The 17,161-nt window shown below is 65.3% G+C and carries 17 protein-coding genes; 6 read left to right on the top strand and 11 right to left on the bottom strand.

The window, feature by feature from the left end:
* Positions 1-7: 7 nt before the first annotated feature.
* The 3 genes from GOACH_RS05005 to GOACH_RS04995 form a co-directional block, all read right to left on the bottom strand.
* Entirely contained in the window at positions 8-1,321 is a 1,314-nt protein-coding gene (locus GOACH_RS05005; RefSeq protein WP_005171514.1) for a metal-dependent hydrolase family protein, read from the bottom strand.
* A 323-nt stretch (positions 1,322-1,644) separates the two neighbouring features.
* Positions 1,645-3,102 carry a hypothetical protein gene (locus GOACH_RS05000; RefSeq protein ID WP_005171512.1) on the bottom strand — a complete coding sequence of 486 codons (1,458 nt, stop codon included), beginning with the start codon at positions 3,100-3,102 and terminating at the stop codon, positions 1,645-1,647.
* Between the two features lie 111 nt (positions 3,103-3,213).
* Positions 3,214-3,456, bottom strand: a complete 243-nt coding sequence (locus tag GOACH_RS04995) for a hypothetical protein (protein WP_040517784.1) — start codon at positions 3,454-3,456, stop codon at positions 3,214-3,216.
* Between the two features lie 82 nt (positions 3,457-3,538).
* On the opposite strand from GOACH_RS04995, the gene GOACH_RS04990 reads away from it, so the two are divergent.
* Complete coding sequence (locus tag GOACH_RS04990; RefSeq protein ID WP_005171509.1) at positions 3,539-4,495, top strand: GlxA family transcriptional regulator; 957 nt, start codon at positions 3,539-3,541, stop codon at positions 4,493-4,495.
* A 13-nt stretch (positions 4,496-4,508) separates the two neighbouring features.
* Here GOACH_RS04990 and GOACH_RS04985 read toward each other — a convergent pair whose 3' ends face one another.
* The 4 genes from GOACH_RS04985 to GOACH_RS04970 all read right to left on the bottom strand — a co-directional run bounded on the left by GOACH_RS04985 (position 4,509) and on the right by GOACH_RS04970 (position 6,681).
* Positions 4,509-5,090, bottom strand: a complete 582-nt coding sequence (locus tag GOACH_RS04985; protein ID WP_040517783.1) for a hypothetical protein — start codon at positions 5,088-5,090, stop codon at positions 4,509-4,511.
* Between the two features lie 73 nt (positions 5,091-5,163).
* The gene (locus GOACH_RS04980; RefSeq protein WP_005171503.1) at positions 5,164-5,640 is read right to left on the bottom strand and encodes a Dps family protein; all 477 of its coding nucleotides are present in this window, start codon (positions 5,638-5,640) and stop codon (positions 5,164-5,166) included.
* A 101-nt stretch (positions 5,641-5,741) separates the two neighbouring features.
* Positions 5,742-6,173, bottom strand: a complete 432-nt coding sequence (locus GOACH_RS04975; RefSeq protein ID WP_005171501.1) for an organic hydroperoxide resistance protein — start codon at positions 6,171-6,173, stop codon at positions 5,742-5,744.
* 76 nt (positions 6,174-6,249) lie between these two features.
* Positions 6,250-6,681, bottom strand: a complete 432-nt coding sequence (locus GOACH_RS04970) for a Fur family transcriptional regulator (protein ID WP_005171499.1) — start codon at positions 6,679-6,681, stop codon at positions 6,250-6,252.
* A gap of 113 nt (positions 6,682-6,794) precedes the next feature.
* On the opposite strand from GOACH_RS04970, the gene GOACH_RS04965 reads away from it, so the two are divergent.
* The 3 genes from GOACH_RS04965 (at position 6,795) to GOACH_RS04955 (ending at position 10,990) form a co-directional block, all read left to right on the top strand.
* Complete coding sequence (locus GOACH_RS04965; protein ID WP_005171497.1) at positions 6,795-8,456, top strand: CocE/NonD family hydrolase; 1,662 nt, start codon at positions 6,795-6,797, stop codon at positions 8,454-8,456.
* A 177-nt stretch (positions 8,457-8,633) separates the two neighbouring features.
* On the top strand, positions 8,634-9,653 hold the full coding sequence (locus tag GOACH_RS04960; RefSeq protein ID WP_005171494.1) for an isopenicillin N synthase family dioxygenase: 1,020 nt from the start codon (positions 8,634-8,636) through the stop codon (positions 9,651-9,653).
* On the top strand, positions 9,653-10,990 hold the full coding sequence (locus GOACH_RS04955) for an amidohydrolase family protein (RefSeq protein ID WP_005171492.1): 1,338 nt from the start codon (positions 9,653-9,655) through the stop codon (positions 10,988-10,990). The genes GOACH_RS04960 and GOACH_RS04955 overlap by 1 nt, the downstream gene beginning before the upstream one ends.
* A 6-nt stretch (positions 10,991-10,996) precedes the next feature.
* Here the strand turns inward: GOACH_RS04955 and GOACH_RS04950 are convergent, their stop codons facing one another.
* Positions 10,997-12,169, bottom strand: coding sequence for an EAL domain-containing protein (locus tag GOACH_RS04950; RefSeq protein WP_005171490.1), 1,173 nt, complete (start codon positions 12,167-12,169; stop codon positions 10,997-10,999).
* A gap of 286 nt (positions 12,170-12,455) precedes the next feature.
* Here GOACH_RS04950 and GOACH_RS23940 point away from each other — a divergent pair, with 286 nt between their 5' ends.
* Positions 12,456-12,626 carry a hypothetical protein gene (locus tag GOACH_RS23940; protein WP_169330851.1) on the top strand — a complete coding sequence of 57 codons (171 nt, stop codon included), beginning with the start codon at positions 12,456-12,458 and terminating at the stop codon, positions 12,624-12,626.
* A 103-nt stretch (positions 12,627-12,729) separates the two neighbouring features.
* Here the strand turns inward: GOACH_RS23940 and GOACH_RS04945 are convergent, their stop codons facing one another.
* From GOACH_RS04945 to GOACH_RS04935, 3 genes are all read right to left on the bottom strand, one after another.
* Positions 12,730-13,380, bottom strand: coding sequence for a hypothetical protein (locus GOACH_RS04945; protein WP_005171487.1), 651 nt, complete (start codon positions 13,378-13,380; stop codon positions 12,730-12,732).
* Positions 13,381-13,850: 470 nt separating this feature from the next.
* On the bottom strand, positions 13,851-15,272 hold the full coding sequence (locus tag GOACH_RS04940; protein ID WP_005171484.1) for a hypothetical protein: 1,422 nt from the start codon (positions 15,270-15,272) through the stop codon (positions 13,851-13,853).
* A 58-nt stretch (positions 15,273-15,330) separates the two neighbouring features.
* On the bottom strand, positions 15,331-15,948 hold the full coding sequence (locus GOACH_RS04935) for a TetR/AcrR family transcriptional regulator (protein WP_005171481.1): 618 nt from the start codon (positions 15,946-15,948) through the stop codon (positions 15,331-15,333).
* An 80-nt stretch (positions 15,949-16,028) separates the two neighbouring features.
* Here GOACH_RS04935 and GOACH_RS04930 point away from each other — a divergent pair, with 80 nt between their 5' ends.
* Entirely contained in the window at positions 16,029-17,102 is a 1,074-nt protein-coding gene (locus GOACH_RS04930; RefSeq protein WP_005171479.1) for a Rieske 2Fe-2S domain-containing protein, read from the top strand.
* The last annotated feature ends 59 nt before the right edge of the window (positions 17,103-17,161 follow it).

Below are 17,161 nucleotides of genomic sequence, written 5' to 3'. Positions count from 1 at the left end.
CACCGACTCACTTCGACGCCGTGGCAGGATCAGCGACGGGCAGCGTGTTCTTGACCACCCGGCCGTCCTTCATGATCAGCGAGAAGTTCTTCGCCGGATCCGAGATGAGTGAGATGTCGGCGATCGGGTCGCCGTCGACAATGATCAGGTCCGCCCACGCGCCTTCCTTCACGACGCCCAGCGGTGCCGAACCGTAAGGATCGCGCTCACCTGACATCGCGAACAGCTCCGCGTTGCCCGACGTGAGCATTTTGAGAGCGTCGAGGTTGGAGTAGAACTCGCCCAGCCGCGCGGCCATCTCGCTCTGTCGGGGTGCCGACTCCGGTTCGAGGAGCAGATCCGTGCCCCACGCTGTCTTGACCCCGTACTTCTTCGCCCACTCGTACACGTTGCTCGTCCCGTTGCAGATCTGGCGGTTCTTCTCCGGACGGTTCGCGTCGGGGTAGCTGTGGTCATGCTCGAAGAAGGGTTGCATCGACAACCAGATGCCCTTCTCCCCGATGAGAGCCACGGTCTGTTCGTCGGCGAGGTGCCCGTGCTCGATCGAGCGGACTCCGGCGTCGATGGCCCGACGGATGCCTTCCACGGTGTACACGTGGGTCGCGACGTATGTGCCGTAGTCCTCGGCGGCCTGCACTGCAGCCCGCATCTCCTCCGGGGTGAATTGCAAGGTGTAGAGCGGGTCGTACATCGACGCCGCCCCACCCCCGATGGTGAGCTTGATCTGCGACGCGCCCTTGCGGAGCTGCTCACGCACCGCCGCCAACACGTGGCTCACACCATCGGCAACCCGCGTGAACCCTATCGAGTCGGTACGGCTCGGGCCGCCCCCGAACTCATAGGGCGTCTCGTACACGAAGGCGAAGTCGCCGTGCCCCGACGTCTGGGAGATCATCGCCTGACTCGGATAGATCCGCGGTCCCTCGAACTCGCCCTTGTCGATGAGAGTCTTGACCGGTGCGGTATCGCCACCCATATCCCGCACAGTGGTGAATCCGCGCAAGAGCATCCGTCGAGCCTCTGCAATGGTGTTCCCGAAAAGAAGCCCCGTAGCACCCATCACGAAATCGAGATAGTTGTTGGCGTTTCCCATCAGATGCACGTGGGCATCGGTCATGCCCGGCATGAGGAATCCGCCCGATCCGTCGATCTCCAGAGTCGAAAGTCCCGGTTTCTCACCGACAGGGTTCGACGAGATAGAACCAATTCGGTTACCTTCGATAACAACGTCAGAAGGCCCGGAAATCGAATCAGAAAAACCATCGAAAACGTTCACGTTGCGTACGACAATTCGTCCGTCGCTGTGTTGTTGACCAGACATGCTGCTGAGGCTAGCGACGATTTCGGATGAATGTCCATCTGCGTGACACGCCGACACAGATGCCACCTCTTCCCAGATCGACTGCCCTTCAAGCACTTTCACAGGGCACTCGTAGCAGGATCGATGACATGCAGCGGCGGCCCGACCGGAGTTGGGTCAGGCTGAATACACCTCACATCGACACGCGACGCGCGGAACGGAATCTGGGGTCATCGGCTTGCAGATTTACTCTAACCCGCGGCAGCACGACGATGCACGGCCCTCGACATCCCGTCACAAAATGTGAGTCATCGCGTCACGATTTGTGCGCATGCCCGCAGAGATCACTGGAAGGATACGAAAAATGGCGTCGGCTTGACCCTCATCGTCTGTGCGGGAGTCAGCATCGGGGTGTCTTCGGTGTAGAAGTTCTTCCACCCCATCGCCACATTTCGTGGCAGGTCGACGAGAATACGATTCCAGGTGTCCATCTTCACTGACGGAATGCCGTGTCCGTCGGCGTGGATCACGGTCTGCAGTTCTGGACGGGTCGTCACGATCTGCCCGCGATTGGCGAGCATGTCCGTGTCGAACTCATGCAGCACGAAGAGTTTCTGCGGTAACCGCCGCTGGCGGGTCAGCCCGGCGAGCCACTGCGACGTCGCGTTGACCTCGGCAGCCCCGACGGAACCGATCTGCGTCAGATGCACCTGGTCGGGCTTGAGACGCCACTCCGGGTCGAGTGCGAGACCCACGTGCGGCATCGCAAGGAGGTCGGCGTATCGCTTGGCCTGGGTGAGGAAGTCCATCCGACCCGGCTGCAGATCCAACGTGACATAGATTCCCGCCCTACCTGCCGCCTCCACCCACGGTCGGACCACTGCGGGGTCGATCATCGACGTGTACGCGCCACCGTCACCCGGCGACGCCGATGCCACGGTCACGATGATCTCGAAAGCGGGTACAACCTTCTCTCGGCTCACCTTCTGGTACTGGGCCGCAACGCCCTTGACACGCGCGATGGTGGCTTGCAGATCCTGGCGCCCGAGCGGACCGAGCGAGGGCGAGCCAGGCGAACCGTACAGTGCGACCATTCGTCTGCCGACCCCGACGAGCTGCCCGCCGCCGGGCACCTCGGGCACCGACACCGCCTGCTCCACGTTCCGTGCGAAAGTCCCGGTGTCGCCGAATGCGCCGCCGAGAGCAATCACCGGGACGCTGCCACGCGCGTCACGCAGCACCTGAACCGCCTCGCCGCTGGCGCGCGGATCCGGCGCGGCGACGTCGACGAGTCGCACTCCGCTCGCGGTGGCAGTGGCAGCGAGGTCTCCGTCGGCAGGGCCCGCCACGAAGGCGACCGGTCGCGGACCGCTTGGCGGCCGATTTCCGGACACCCGGGAGAGATCCGCCGGGCGCGTCGACGCGCTGAGGCCGGTCGCGCCCGTACCGACGACCCATGTGGTTCGCACACCGAGCCGGCGGAGTTCGCCGTCGACCGCCGAACTCGTGGCCGGCCGCGTAGCGAACACCGGGACATGACGCCTCGCGGCAGTCTCGGACACCTGTGCCCACTGAGCCGGGGTAGCCGAATCGGTGACCACCACTGCATCACGCGAGCTGCGGAACACCTTGCTGCTCAACGCGATAGAGGGAGAATCGGCCGAATTCACCACCTGCGGGCCCGGAGCAGGGGTCGTGTACACCGCGATGTCGGTCACGCGTGGCAGCGTCGACGCTGTGGTCAGGAGCGCGAAGACGACGAGCGCGGCGACGAGGGCGAGCACTCGTCCACGTGAGATCACCGATTCGCCTCTTTCCCTCACCTCGACCCGACGCCACGTCTGGCTCCGCACCCAACCTAACAATCATGACAGCATTCATGCTCGTGGCTTCGATGTCCGTGTCGGCAAAGATCATGCGCAGTCGCGACGCCGCAGATACAACACAGACAACTCGTCGGCGATGCGCTCTGCGTCTGCACCGCCCGGCCGCGTCGCCGACCCACCGACGCGATCGATGTGTCCTCCCGGGTGGTCGAAGCCGAACGGTATGGCGGGTAGATCGCGATCCCAGTGCACGCGGATCACCGCATAGATGACCGGCAGCACGAAGACCGCGACAAGGAAGACCAGGAGGAGAACGTCGGAGAATGTCATGTCCGAAATCATCTGTCCGCGCAGATCCGGCCACCAGTGGCACTAAAGCCAACAATCGATAATTTTCTGCCATACTGGTTGCGTGCTCAGCAAGGTGGCGGCGATCCTGCACGGCCAGGTCGCACTGTTCGAATTCGGCGTTCTCAACGAGGTCTTCGGCCTCGATCGCACGGGGTACGGCGTCCCGGCGTTCGACTTCCGCATCTGCGCCCCCGATCCGACGCTGCCACTCAGCATCGGCAACGGCGCCGGGATCGTCGCATCACACAGCCTTGACGCCGCGCGCGACGTCGACCTCGTCGCCATTCCGGGTGGCAGTACGAGCGGCGAGTATCCCGACGAGGTCCTCGACACCGTCCGCGCGGTCGTCGACAACGGCGGGCGAGTACTGACCGTGTGCTCTGGCGCATTCGTCGCAGGTGCTGCCGGGTTACTCGACGGCCGACGCTGCACCACGCACTGGGCCTACGGCGAGAAACTCGCGCGAATGTTCCCGACGGCTCGTGTCGACACCGACGTCCTCTTCGTCGACGACGGTCCGATCACCACCAGCGCGGGCACCGCTGCGGGTATCGACGCCGCTCTGCACCTCGTTCGCGAGGAGTGCGGCCACGAAGCCGCGAATCTGATCGCGCGACGGATGGTCGTCGCTCCGCATCGCGATGGCGGTCAGCGACAGTTCGTCCAGACCCCGGTCCCGGTGTGCGGGTCGGCGGGCTTCGCCGAAATGCTCGACTGGCTCGTCGAGAACCTCGACCGCGACATCCGCGTCGACGACATGGCCGCCCGAATGCACATGTCGCCGCGCACATTTGCCAGGCGATTCGGCGACGAGGTCGGGGTCTCGCCCCACAAGTGGCTCACCGAGCAGCGCGTCGCGCATGCTCGACGACTCCTCGAGACGACGTCACTGCCGATGGAACAGATCGCCACGCAGTCGGGCCTGGGATCTGCGACGCTGCTGCGTCACCACTTCGCGTCCGCGGTCGGCGTCTCGCCTGCGACCTATCGCCGACGCTTCGCCGAACAGGCCGGCTAGTCGTACCGACTCGCTAGTCGGCTTTCGCAGACGACGCTCGTGCGCTCGTCACCTCTGCGCGCGCCGACACAACTCCCACGTCGTTCGACGCATCATCGGCTGGGCCTGCGTCGGACGGGGCCGGATCCGACGCCGCCCGATCCTGACCTGCGGGTGCGTCCTCGTCGGGGTCGCTGTAGGACTCGCTGAAGGAGACGCGCGGGGTGGTCGCGACATGGATCATCGCGAGCACGCCGTAGACCACCGCCGCCACTCCGAAGAGCACCGCGAGCACGATCGCGCCGATGTGCACCGCACCGATCACCAGCCCGTCTCCGCGCGAGGCCACCGCCGCCGCTGCGGCCAGCACGGCCGCGAGAAGCGCCCAAGCCGCAGCACGAAGGCGCGGCGTCACAGTCGACGAGTAGAACAGCCTCTGATAGAGCGAGACCTCGTACTCGTCGAGGGCCGCGAGACGAACGGGATCGCCGTCGGCGAGTTCACGCAGTTCACGCGCCAAACCCGCGGCGCGGGCCAACCTATCGGCCTCGCGCTCGCGGGTTCGGACATATGCAATGGTCGCGACGGTGGCTGCAATGAGCCCCAAACCGACCATGACCCCCAGATCATTCACGCACTCGACGCTACCGTGCGGATGATCCTCCGTTGTTGATTACCGGACACCCGGTTCAGGCGATCTGTGCCTGCCACATCCAATGGAGTTGCTCCAGCTTCGCGGCGAACGAGATCAGCAGATCCTGGGTCACCGGATCGGCGTCCTCCGTCTCGTCAATCCGCGTGCGCAGACCGGCGATCACTGCCTTGAGGTTGTCGACGATCGATGCGATGACCTCGGTGTCCGACGTCCATCCGTCGCCGAATCCGGTGGTGCCCGCCGTTTTGGCCACGGTTTCCGCCCGGCCGTCAGGCGAGACCCCGATGGCTGTCGCACGTTCTGCGGCCTGATCGGTGAACTCGCGGCTCACGGTGACCAACTCGTCGAGTTCGAGATGAACCGAGCGGAAGTTCCGCCCGACGACGTTCCAGTGCGCCTGCTTGGCCACCAGGGACAAATCGATCAGGTCGACCAGCGTCTGTTGCAGTGCATGACCGGTGATCGCTTTCTGCTCATCGGTCAACGTGCTCGTGATCGGAGTGTTCGTCATTGTGTGACTCCTTCTCTCATGTCTGCCCGCCGGTGGGCGGGTCGTGACGTACGTCCGGCGCCGGGCTGTGGCGCCGGACTCGCAACGGTCGCGTCAGCTGCTCAGACGCGGACCGTCAGGTTGTGGGCGATGTTGCCCTTCGTTGCCTTCGAGTACGGGCAGAAGGCGTGCGCGCCCTCGGCGAGTTCCTTCGCCTTCGCCTCGTCGACGCCGGGGATGTAGGTCTCGATGTCGGCGACGAGCGCAAACCCGCCGTCGGCCGGGTCCTTACCGATGCCGATTGTGACGGTCACCGTCGACTCGTCGGGCACCGGCGATCCCGCGTTCTTGGAGGTTGCCCGCAGCGCACCGAGAAAACAGGCTGCATATCCGGCCGAGAAGAGCTCCTCGGGGTTGCTGCCCTCTCCACTACCGCCAAGCTCCTTGGGCGGCCGCAGGTCGAGATCGATCTGCCCACTCGCCGATACGACCTCACCATCGCGACCACCTCCGGTTGCTGTCGACGAGATCGTGTATGCGGGTTCGATAGCCATGGTCATCTCCTGGAAGTGTGTGAGAACTGTTGTCGTGGTTGAGCTGTTGCGGTCGAGCTGGTGTGTGACAGATCAGTCATCCGGCTCCGACGGCGCGACAGGCTGGACACTGACCCCAGAACGTCACCTCGGCCTCGTCGATCGAGTAACCGTGGTCGGCGTCCGGCATGAGACACGGTGCCGACCCGACGACGCAATCGACATCGACGATGTCGCCACACGTACGGCACACGAGATGGTGGTGATTGTCTGCGGTGCGTGTCTCATAGCGCACCGCAGAACCTGCAGGCTCGATGCTACGGAGCAATCCGCTCTCCGTACATGAACGCAGCACGTCGTAGACAGTCTGCTTCGACACGCCCCCGAGCTGCTTCCGCACTCCGCGGGCGACGAAGTCGGCCGTCGAATGCGGATGCGCGGCCAAGACCTCGAGCACCGCGAGACGAGGGGCGGTGACCCGCATCCCCGCGTCACGGAGCTGTCGTCCGAGGGCCTGTCGATCCTGCATGGGCTTCATCGTAACAGCTAAATTGGACTCGATCTAGTTTTTAGATCATGTCCATTATTGGCCATGCGGTGCAGTGAGTCGACGAAACGATTCCTGATTCCCTTTTCGACGTCATGCACAACTCGGGCCCGCGCTGCGACGTGATCGGTGATCTCTATGTCCCGCACGGTGTTTCGCCGACGAAGCGTGCACCTGCGATCTTGACGACCAACGGTTTCAGCGGCAGCAAAGACGATCAGGCACCGTTGGCACGCATGTTCGCCGCGCGCGGTTACGTCGTACTCGCCTACTCCGGACTCGGGTTCGGCGGATCGGGTTGCCGCATCACGTTCGACAGTCCGACCCCGGACGGCGACGCCGCGTCCCGACTCGTCAGCTATCTGGGCGGCGCGAACGGCATCGCCTTCCGCGACGCCGCACACACGATGCCCGCACCCGTACTCGACGTCGTCCAACGCGACAGCGTCGACCATCGGGGCGCCCACAGCTCCCACGATCCGCGCGTCGGCATGATCGGCGGCTCCTACGGCGGCCACATCCAGTTCGCCGCCGCCTCGGTCGATCCGAGGATCGACACGATCGTGCCGATGGCGACCTGGAACGACCTGTCGTATTCGTTGTCGCCCAACAACACCGGCCAAACGGTCGGTGTCAGTACGCCGACACAGGGTGCGGTCAAGCTCAACTGGAGCGCCACCCTGGTCGCCGGAGGACTCGTCTCCGGTGTCCAGCACGCGGCTGTCGACCCGCAACGACTTGCAGGCTGCCCCGACTTTCCTGCGGCAGTGTGCGACGCGCTTGTCCAATCGGCCACGACCGGAACGGTCGACCCGTCGATCCTCGATGAATTCCGACGGGGCTCGGTCGCCTCGTTCCTCGATCGCATCACAATTCCCACACTGCTCGTGCAGGGCGAACAGGACACCCTGTTCACTCTCCGAGAAGCACTGGCCACCCACCGCGGACTGTCGGCGAGGGGCGTCCCCACGTCGATGATCTGGTTCTCCGGCGGACACTCGGGATCGCCCGCTCCCGGCGACCTCTCGTCCGACAAGCCCGACCCCGATGGCCAGTACGTCATGCATCGCGCCGCGGCGTGGCACGACCACTATCTGAAGGGAACCGGTACCGGTACCGGCCCCGCCTTTGCCTACTTCCGCAACTGGATCGACTATCGGGGCATCGCGACCCCCGCCTATGCGACGGCCACAACTGTCGACGTCGGCAACCGCGAGGAGTTCGCCCTCTCCGGGGTGAACGGCCTGGTGCCCTCCTCGTCGACGCCGCGTCGAGGCACCGCGCGGCTGACCACGCCACCCGCGGGACTGCCGACCTCACACGACAAGCCCGACGCACTCGGACTGATCAGTGCCCCCGAACGCGACGTCACGGGCACTTTCGCACAGTGGGACACCGCTCCGCTGCCTGCCGCCGTCGATGTCGTCGGAGCACCGACGCTGCAGTTGCGTGTGCGAGCACCGGAGACGAGCAGCGCGGCACTCGCCGACCAACTCGTGCTGTTCACCAGGCTTGTCGACGTCGATGCGGCGGGAGTATCGACAACAGTCGGCAATCTCGTTGCTCCGGTGCGGATTTCGAATCCCCACCAACCGCTGACCATCACTCTCCCCGCAGTCGTCCATCGCTTCGGTCCCGGCCACCGACTACGGCTCGTGGTCTCCGGAGGGTCGACGAACTACCGCGGCGGGATGCGCTCGATACCGGTGTCGATCGATGCCGGCCCCGACCAGACCCTCCGACTCCCGGTCGTCTGACCACGCCCGTAGCAGGACGCTCGAGTGGCGCACCCGCCCCGCCTGTCGTATCGTGGCTTCCACGAGATCGCGTGTAGCAACGGGGAAGAGTCCCGATGTTCGCGTCCGTGGCGGCCCTTCTCTCGGGTCCTGCGTCGAAAAGCGCACGCGAGCTCATTCGTGAAGAGAGAACACACCATGAGCAACACCCCTTCGGCAACCGCCACTGCTTCCGACGACGCGTATGCGATGACAGAACTCAATCGCGAGGCACAGATGGGCGGGCTCGGTACCGAGACCACCGACCGTGAGGTACGCCGCATCAGCCTCGCCGACTTCGAAGCGCGACGCACTGAGATTTCCGACGAACTCTGGTCCGCCGCAACAGATATCGGCTTCTTCCAGATCGTCGACCACGGCATCGACATGGCCGAGGTCAATCACGCATTCGACATGTCGGCGAAGTTCTTCGCGCTGCCCCGCGATGTCAAGGAGCAGTTCCCGCTCAAGAAGGGCCAGAACGCGGGCTGGGAGTTCTCCAGCCAGGTCCGTCCGTCGGTGGGCACCCCGGACCAGAAGGAGTCCTACCAGCTCACCCTCCCCCGCATGGACGGCCTCTGGCCGACCGACGAGCAACTCGCAGGATTCCGCCAGACCCTCCTCGACTTCGAGCACAAGTGCTGGAAGCTCGCGATGGACATCCTCGGCTGCTTTGCGGAGAAACTCGGCTTCGACCGCGACTTCTTCACCCGCGCACACGACCCCAGCACCGAGACCTATCAGAGCACCTTGCGCTTGCTGCACTACTACGCCTTCCCCGACGCCATGCTCGACGAGCCGAACGTCTGGCGCGCAGGCGCGCACACCGACTTCGACGCATTGACGCTGCTGTTCCAGCGCGCGGGCCAGGGCGGCCTGCAGGTTCTGCCGGGAGCCGAGGCCTCCTCGCAGGCCTGGACACCGGTCGAGCCGTCCGACGAAGCGATCACCTGCAACATCGGCGACATGCTCATGCGGTGGTCCGACGACCGCCTGCCGTCGAACTTCCATCGCGTGCGGGCGCCGCGCCGCGGCGAGTACACGGGACCTCGCTACACCATCGCCTACTTCGCACAGGCGAACACCGATGCCCTGATCGAGAGCGCAGCGGGCAAGTACCCGCCGATCACCGGTGGCGACTACATCGCCCAGCGCATCGCCGCGAACTTCGCCAAGTGATGACCGCGGCGACCGGCGACGTGGGCCGCACGTCGGTGTTCTCCGACGTGTCCGTGTACTCCGGAGGCATCTGGCTCGAGCATCAGGATGTTCGCGTGGTCGACGGCGTCGTCGAATCGATCGGTTCGCACGCTTCCTCGACATCTGCTGTCGCCGAGACCATCTCGACCGGCGGGTACCTCATCCCAGGCTTCGTCAACACACACACCCACCTACAGCAGTCACTCATGCGCGGAATCGCCGAGTGCACACCGTTGCTCGAATGGCTGCTGGCCGTGGGTGAGGAGTCGGTTGCCATCACACCGGACCGCGCGTACACGGCTGCGGTCGCGGCTGCACTGGAGATGCTTCGATCCGGCACGACCACCGTCGTCGAGCACATGTGGCCCCACCCATCCGGCGAGGTCCACGGCGCGGTCATCCAGGCGTTGCGCGACACGGGTATTCGCGCCGTCCTGGGCCGCGGCGTCGCCGACCGGCCGGACGCCACGCGCAAGTGGGGGTTCGAGCCGCGACTCATGCAGCCTCTCGATGAGGTCCTCGACCACGTCGATCACCTACGCGAACAGGTCTCGGAGACACCGATCACGGTGGCGCTCGCCATTCCGAACCCGCGATCGGTCACCGAGGCCGGGATGGTGAGATTGCGTGAGTTCGCGGAGCAACGCGACATGTCGGTGATGATCCACCTCCTCGAAACGCCTACCGACGACGTCATGTGCCTCGAGCACGCGGGGGTCGGTGCCGTCGAGTACCTCGACTCCAACGATTTCCTGTGGAATCGGGTGCTGGCCGTCCACTGCGTCGAACTCGACGACGTCGGCCAGTCGATCCTCGCCGAGCGGGGAGTCGCGGTGTCGCACAACCCGTTGTCGAACATGCGGCTCGGCAGCGGCATCGCACCCGTCCCGGCCATGCTCGACCGCGGGCTCGGAGTGGGCCTCGGGGTCGATGGCGCTGCGAGCAACGACACCCAGGACATGCTCGAGACCTTCCGCATCGGAGCGTATCTGCAGCGCGCGGTTCACAAACGCGCCGACCTGATGGGCTTCGAGACCATGCTCGACATCGCCTGTGGCGGAGCGAATGTGGCTCTCGGGCTGCCTGAAGTGATCGGTGGCGTGAGCACAGGGGCGCCTGCCGACCTCACGCTGGTCCGCTTCGACCGCGACTACGCGACGTTGCCGGTCCGCAACCCGGGCGCCTCGCTACTCACCACGGGATCACGCTCGATCGTCGACATCGTCATGGTCGACGGCGACGTCGTGATCTCCGACGGGCGGAGCACACGGATCGACGAGGCCGAGTTCACCAAGGAGGTTGCGGAACTCTCGTGAGATGGCTCAGCTGAACCGGGTCAGCACACTGTGCACGGCCTGCGTCACGGTGAGCCGATCGAAGGACTGCACGAAATCGAAGCTGCGGTCGAGGTCCGGACCGGCGTCGTGCAGATCGCGCGCCGAGAGCAGGGCCGCGAAGTGCGGCCCGAGCACCGCGACGGTCCACTCGTTCACGAGATCATCGGCGGCGTCGAGTGGCGCGTGCCTGACGTTGCCGTCGACCATATGTGACAGGCCGACACCGTAAACGCCCGCGAAGCCGGTGGCGTCGGCGAGATCGTGCCAGCGTCTGGCCGTCGTGTCTGTGAAGTGCCGCGCATGTTGGAAAGTTCCGACGACGATCATCGCCTGCCCGGCAGACGCAGCCTGGGCCTCGAGCGACTTGCTCATCTCGACGAGCAGCCGCTTGGTTCCCCGCCGCGGCTCCTGCAGGCCCGCGGCGAGTCGGTACGGCGTATCTGCCGACGGGGCAGGACTCGACCACACGGGCGCGTCGGGAAATGCCACGATCTCGTCGGCCGGAAGTTCGGACGGATTGGCGACGGCCGGATAAAGCCGACCGGTGCCGTAGCCCGCACCGATCGTCAGGGCAGCCGCTCGCCGTCGGTCGTCGTCGACGCCCTCTGCGACAACGACCGCGTTGCTGCGCTCGACGTGTGCCGCGAGCGCATGCGCGATCTCTGCCATGTCGGGTTCGGTCGCCACCGAGAGCAGCTCGGGACCGGTGATGATCACGTCGGGCTCGATGAGCGGCAGCATCGAGATGGCGTGCGGGTCAACGCCTATTCCGTCGATGCAGATCACCTGCCCGCGTCCCCGTGCAGCCTTCACCGCGCCGAGCATCTCGTGTGGTCGGCTGAGCAACTGTGCCGGTGACACCGAGAACACGAGTCGTTGCAGCGCAGGCGGCGTCGGCAACAGATCGAGTTCGTGTTCCGGAACGGAATCCATGTCGACGGTGACAAGCACCGGAAGGATCTCGGCGAGTTCCGCCGCCTGCGGGGAGTCGGCGAATGCCAGTTTCTGCTTGTCGAGCGATGCCTTCTGCTGCATGAGACGTGCCGCGCGACGCAACGACTCCGCTGTTCCCATTGCGCTACCGGCCAGACCGCGCACCTGTAGTTCGACGGCCGCGAGCGCACCGTCCGAGAGGCGGCGGACCGGGGCGAACTGCATGACGACCTCCATCGACAGATCTTCGGCGGCCAGCACCGATGAGTGGTAAGTGGGTCGTCGCGAGAGACGTGTCATCTACTTAGCTAACCATCCATTTACGAGATATGTGAAAGTCAGTGGCTTGTCCAGTGCCTCCCACTGCGTCGTTACACCTTCGTGACCATGTGTTGCTGTTGAACAGTCAGTCATCCTCTGCGCTGGTCAGCGGCGCGAACCCGCACCTACTGTCGTCTACAGCGCGTCGCGACAACGGGTTCGTGACGGCATCCGGAGTGAGGAGACACTCATGTCGACGGCCACGACGACTGCGCACACAGGTGATGTCGTGGGCCGATCCGGCGCACCCGGAACGGATGAGCCGACTCCCCTGATCGCCTCCGCGAGGTCCGGGAGCGTCATCTTCGCCCTACTCGCGACGAGCACGACCGTCACCTTCGGCGCGCTCTTCTTCGTCTAACCGATTCCAGAGTGGAAGCACGTCACCGTGCTCTGCCCGTGTGCCGCCTGCGCCGACGATCGGGTCCGCAGGCGGTACACACCACTGTTCCCTACCGCGCCTGCTAGCGGCCCTTCACCATGCGCATGGGACGCATCCGTGTCGACTGCGGCAGCCACCGGTTGACCGATCGCTGGATCGTGCACAGCGCAGAGACCGCGAGAAGCGCGAACTGAATCCATCCGATAACCGGCAGGGCCGACCACACGTCCGGGTAGCGGAACAGCAGATCGATCCCGATGGGGATGCACAGCAGGTTGACCAGGACCGCCGCGAGGTAGAAGTTGCGGCAGTTGCGGCTGTGATGGGTGGCAGCACCCACGAGGAGTACGTACTCGATCGCGAGGAACACGACGATCATGATCAGCATGAATGGCGGAAAGAAGTTGGCCATCGTGTCGATACGGTCCGCGGGTGCAGCATTGCGCGGATCGGAGGCGAGTCCGTCGCGCAGACGGTCACGGAGAAGCCCCCTGATCGTGCCGACGTTGACGAACCCATAGACGAACGCGATCAGACCCGCGACGGCCGCACCCCAGAACGCGACGCGCGCGGGGACGGTCAGCACCCGTGGCGGCGGCCCCGGATCGACCGGCCGCGATGGATAGAGCACGGCCTCGTCCTTGTCCTTCGACCGCCGCGCGATTGCAGCCATGTCCTCGGCGTCGAGCTCGGCCTGCGAGGGCACGTGATCGGGTTCTTCGTCGGCGGTCATGGTGACGATTGTCGCATTGCCACCCCGAGGCGCTTCTCAGCGCCGGACCCGGAGGCTTCGGGGTGCCTCGGGGTGCCTCGGGGTGCCTCGGGGTGCTTGGAAGCATCGGGCCCGGGTTTCAGGGGAGTCGGGCCCCGGGGCGTCGGGTACCCGACCTTCGGAGGCGGTCGCCCTCGCGGCGTCGGACTCCTCGCTCTTCGTCCGCTGTCCAGGCGTCGGCCCCCCCGGGGAAAAATCTAGCGGGAGGGATCTTTCCGCTAGTTCCTGGACTTTCCCCGCGAAACAACCGGCGGAAACCGACGAAACCCGCGGAAGAGATCCTTCCCCTAGTTCCTGCACCCCGCGACACCCCGCGGAAACCGACGAAACCCGCGGAAAGAACCCTTCCCCCAGTTTCTGCACCCCGCGCCGAACCGCTCAGCCCCGGCCCCGTGCCTGGCCCCACCGCGGCTTACCGCGCCTACCGCGCCTTACCGCGGCGCGATTTTGAGCATCCGCGTCACGGTCGCCTGCCACAGCGAGCCGTCGCGCGCGATGGTGCCGGTCAGCTCGAGCGGTTCGTCGACCGGTCCGTCGCCGACGTGGAGGGTGCGCACCCGCGTGCCGGTTGCAAAGTCGGTGGCAATGTAGTCGATCGGCCCGGCCTGCTGGACCGTTCCCGCGCGGAACGGCCCGTAGCCGAGGCCGTGGATGAGCCCGTCGGCGCGAGACAGTCGGGGCAGCGACGCCAGACGGTCGTCGTTCTCCCACACCCGGCGGCAGCCGCTCGCCGACACGTCGATGCGCGTGGAGCCACCCACGAACGGCGCGGTGGCCGGCACGCTCGGCCCGCTCACGGCCATCGGCGGGTACTGGTAGCCGTACGTGCTCGGGATGATCAATGAGTCGCCCCACGCCATGGGCGAGTTCTCGGTGCCCTGTCCCGAGGTCTCGAACGCGGGCATGCGGCACACCGTCGCGCCGGTGTTGCTGTCGTAGACGATCAGCTGCGGCCGCGCGGCGTTGTCGACGATGGCAACCCAGCCATCGCCACCCGGGCCGAAGTAGGTAGGTGTCGTGCCCGATCCCCAGGTGAGTTGTCCGGGCCTGCGGGCGGCTCCCCGATCGTATGCACGACGCCACACCACGTGAGGGGTCCCGTTGGCGTCGGCCCGCATCTCGTACAGTGCGTGGGTCGAGATCACCGATACCCCTGACGCACGAACCGACAGGCCGTTGCCGAGGTCCTCACCCCTGGGGAGATGCATCGAGCGCACGTGTCGCGCGGCGTCGACGGTGCCGACGATCCCGTGCGTGGTCACGAACCAGATTCGTCCAGCGAAATCCGGAGCGAGTGCGGTGATCGCATCACCAGCAGCGATGTGCTCTCTCACGTCGACACGATCGTCGACGTAGAGTTCCCATCCCCGCGTCGAATACCTGTGTGCCACTCGCAGAATCGCACCAGAACCGTCGGCGACCACCACGCGGTCGCGGTCGTCGAGGTATCCGTACACACCACCCAGAAGTCCGCCCTTGGTCAATTGCCTGCGTGCGATCGGCGCGGCAGTTCTCGGATCGAACAGTGTCACCGTGGCCACCGCCACCTGCAGTGGCGAGGTGCCGACGAACTGTGTGCACAACGAGACCGGGAGCCCGTCGCTGCCGACGAAGGTCGCAGCGCACGCTCCACCGGGGATCGACGACGCCGCAACGCGCGCAGTGGCGCCGGGCCCTGCGAACGGCGTCGAATCCGACGACCACAGGTCGCCATGCATCAGAGATGTGCCGACGGGACCCAGGCCGGTCGCCGGCCCCGGTGCGGGCGCGGCCGGGCCGTGAGCCGGCGGTGCAGCGGTCGCGATCGCGGAATCGACAAGCGGTGAACCGACAACCGCGGCGCCGACCAGCATCGAACAGACGAGTACGCGGACAAGGACAGCCAGTCCCGGACGGTGCGATGTCACCGCGTCACTGTGCCAGATAGGCGACGATGGCGCCCACCATTCCCGCACGGGCGTCATCAAGGTTGCCGTACGTGCCCAGGGTGTGCTCGGAGATGAGCCCGCGCATTGCTCCGGGGATCAGCGCAGCCATCTGGCGCACCTTCTGCGGATCGAGGCCCAGATCAGCGAAGGCGCGCTCGAACGCCGAGTCCCAGTTCGGCTTCCATGACGCCAATTCGGCTGCAGTGCGCGGGAATTCACGTTCGAGTTCGGCATGCTCCCGCGGGAGTGTCGCGCGTAGGGTCTCAATGGCCCGTGCCTCCGGCGTGGTGAGTCCGTAGAACATCGCGTCGATCAGCGCCGAGACCCGCTCGCGAAGCGTTCCGTCCGGTTTGACGTTCGCGGGAAGATCGCCACGCTCGTCTGCAGTGTGTCGCAGGACGGCGGCCCACAGACCGTCGATATCGCCGAACTGGTATTTGACCACGCCCCAGGTGGCACCGATCTCGCGGGCAATCCGATTTCCCGACACCGCGGTCGGGTCACCGGTCGCCAGCGCGGCGATGGCGGCGTGGATCATGCTGTCGCGCGTGGCCTGGCCACGTTTGTTCGCACGCCTGGGAGTGGTTGTCGCCTCGCTCATGGAGTCCGATCGTAGCCCGTTCCCGACATTTTCACAGAACCCTCTTGCACTCTTTCACAGAGGCCTCTACGGTTTTGCTCATGGCACAGACCCCACTGTCGATGGAACCGACCGGCTGGTATCAGGTGGCGTGGTCGCACGAGCTCGCGGTCGGTGACGTCCGCACGATGAAGTACTTCTCGCGTGACATGGTCGCGTGGCGCTCGGCGTCGGGAAAGGTCTCGGTGTTCGACGCCTACTGCGAACATCTCGGCGCACATCTGGGTTACGGCGGCCACGTCGAGGGCGAAAACCTCGTCTGCCCGTTCCATGGATGGGAGTGGAATGACAAGGGCCGCAACGTCTGCATCCCTTACGAGAAGCGCCCAAACAAGGGCAGGCGTATCCGCAGCTACCCCGTGGTCGAACACAATCATGCGGTGTGGATCTGGTTCGACACCGCTTCTCGCCCACCGTATTTCGAGGTTCCCGACATGTTCACGGCATTCGGGGACGACCCCGCCGACGCAGAGAACTACTACGCACCCATCCCCGGCGGGACCCTGTTCCACGAGCAGCTCGAACTGCATCCGCAGTACGTCATGGAGAACGGCGTCGACTTCGCTCACTTCAAGTTCGTCCACCAGACACCGTTCATGCCCGAGTTCACCCGCCACGACTTCGCCGGCCCGGTGTCCTACGTCGACTTCACCATCGCGTTCGAAGAGGGCGCGACGCTCGAAACCGCCGCCAGCGGCGTCTATTCCGTCAACGCCGGTCTCGGTTGCTCGATCACCAAATCCTGGGGCATGGTCGAGAACCGCACGATGCCCGCCGTCACGCCGGTCGATGACCGGACCTGCGACGTCCGCTTCACCGTCTGGATCGGGAAGAAGCCGGGGGAGGAATCCACGACGGAACTGACCAAGTACGGCAAGACGATGACCGATCTCGTCATCGAACAATTCGACAATGATGTCGAGATCTGGTCGCACCAGCGCTATTCCGACCCCCCTGCCCTATCCCAACGGGAGTTCAAGGGTTTCACCGCATTGCGCAACTGGGCTGTGCAGTTCTATCCCGGGGGCGATTCAGCGTACGGCCGAGACCCAGCCCATCCGGAAAGCGGCGCGATCGTCCCATTGCACCCCTCGGCCACCGCAGCCTCGGCGTGAGCGGCCCGGACCACCTCCCCCACAACCCATCCAACTCGAACCGCCACCACGCCCACGAA

Source organism: Gordonia aichiensis NBRC 108223 (genome assembly GCF_000332975.1).
GTDB classification, from domain to species: Bacteria; Actinomycetota; Actinomycetes; order Mycobacteriales; family Mycobacteriaceae; genus Gordonia; species Gordonia aichiensis.
This window is presented reverse-complemented; position numbering and strand designations above follow the sequence as displayed.

Excerpts from the sequence above, each read along its gene's own strand:
- GOACH_RS04985 (WP_040517783.1), bottom strand. The coding sequence starts at position 5,090 with ATGGTCGGTTTGGGGCTCATTGCAGCCACCGTCGCGACCATTGCATAT.
- GOACH_RS04960 (WP_005171494.1), top strand. The coding sequence starts at position 8,634 with ATGAGCAACACCCCTTCGGCAACCGCCACTGCTTCCGACGACGCGTAT.
- GOACH_RS04930 (WP_005171479.1), top strand. The coding sequence starts at position 16,029 with ATGGCACAGACCCCACTGTCGATGGAACCGACCGGCTGGTATCAGGTG.
- GOACH_RS04945 (WP_005171487.1), bottom strand. The coding sequence starts at position 13,380 with ATGACCGCCGACGAAGAACCCGATCACGTGCCCTCGCAGGCCGAGCTC.
- GOACH_RS04950 (WP_005171490.1), bottom strand. The coding sequence starts at position 12,169 with ATGCAGTTCGCCCCGGTCCGCCGCCTCTCGGACGGTGCGCTCGCGGCC.
- GOACH_RS04995 (WP_040517784.1), bottom strand. The coding sequence starts at position 3,456 with ATGACATTCTCCGACGTTCTCCTCCTGGTCTTCCTTGTCGCGGTCTTC.
- GOACH_RS04935 (WP_005171481.1), bottom strand. The coding sequence starts at position 15,948 with ATGAGCGAGGCGACAACCACTCCCAGGCGTGCGAACAAACGTGGCCAG.
- GOACH_RS04965 (WP_005171497.1), top strand. The coding sequence starts at position 6,795 with ATGCACAACTCGGGCCCGCGCTGCGACGTGATCGGTGATCTCTATGTC.
- GOACH_RS04940 (WP_005171484.1), bottom strand. The coding sequence starts at position 15,272 with ATGCTGGTCGGCGCCGCGGTTGTCGGTTCACCGCTTGTCGATTCCGCG.
- GOACH_RS04975 (WP_005171501.1), bottom strand. The coding sequence starts at position 6,173 with ATGGCTATCGAACCCGCATACACGATCTCGTCGACAGCAACCGGAGGT.
- GOACH_RS04970 (WP_005171499.1), bottom strand. The coding sequence starts at position 6,681 with ATGCAGGATCGACAGGCCCTCGGACGACAGCTCCGTGACGCGGGGATG.
- GOACH_RS04980 (WP_005171503.1), bottom strand. The coding sequence starts at position 5,640 with ATGACGAACACTCCGATCACGAGCACGTTGACCGATGAGCAGAAAGCG.
- GOACH_RS23940 (WP_169330851.1), top strand. The coding sequence starts at position 12,456 with ATGTCGACGGCCACGACGACTGCGCACACAGGTGATGTCGTGGGCCGA.
- GOACH_RS05005 (WP_005171514.1), bottom strand. The coding sequence starts at position 1,321 with ATGTCTGGTCAACAACACAGCGACGGACGAATTGTCGTACGCAACGTG.
- GOACH_RS04955 (WP_005171492.1), top strand. The coding sequence starts at position 9,653 with ATGACCGCGGCGACCGGCGACGTGGGCCGCACGTCGGTGTTCTCCGAC.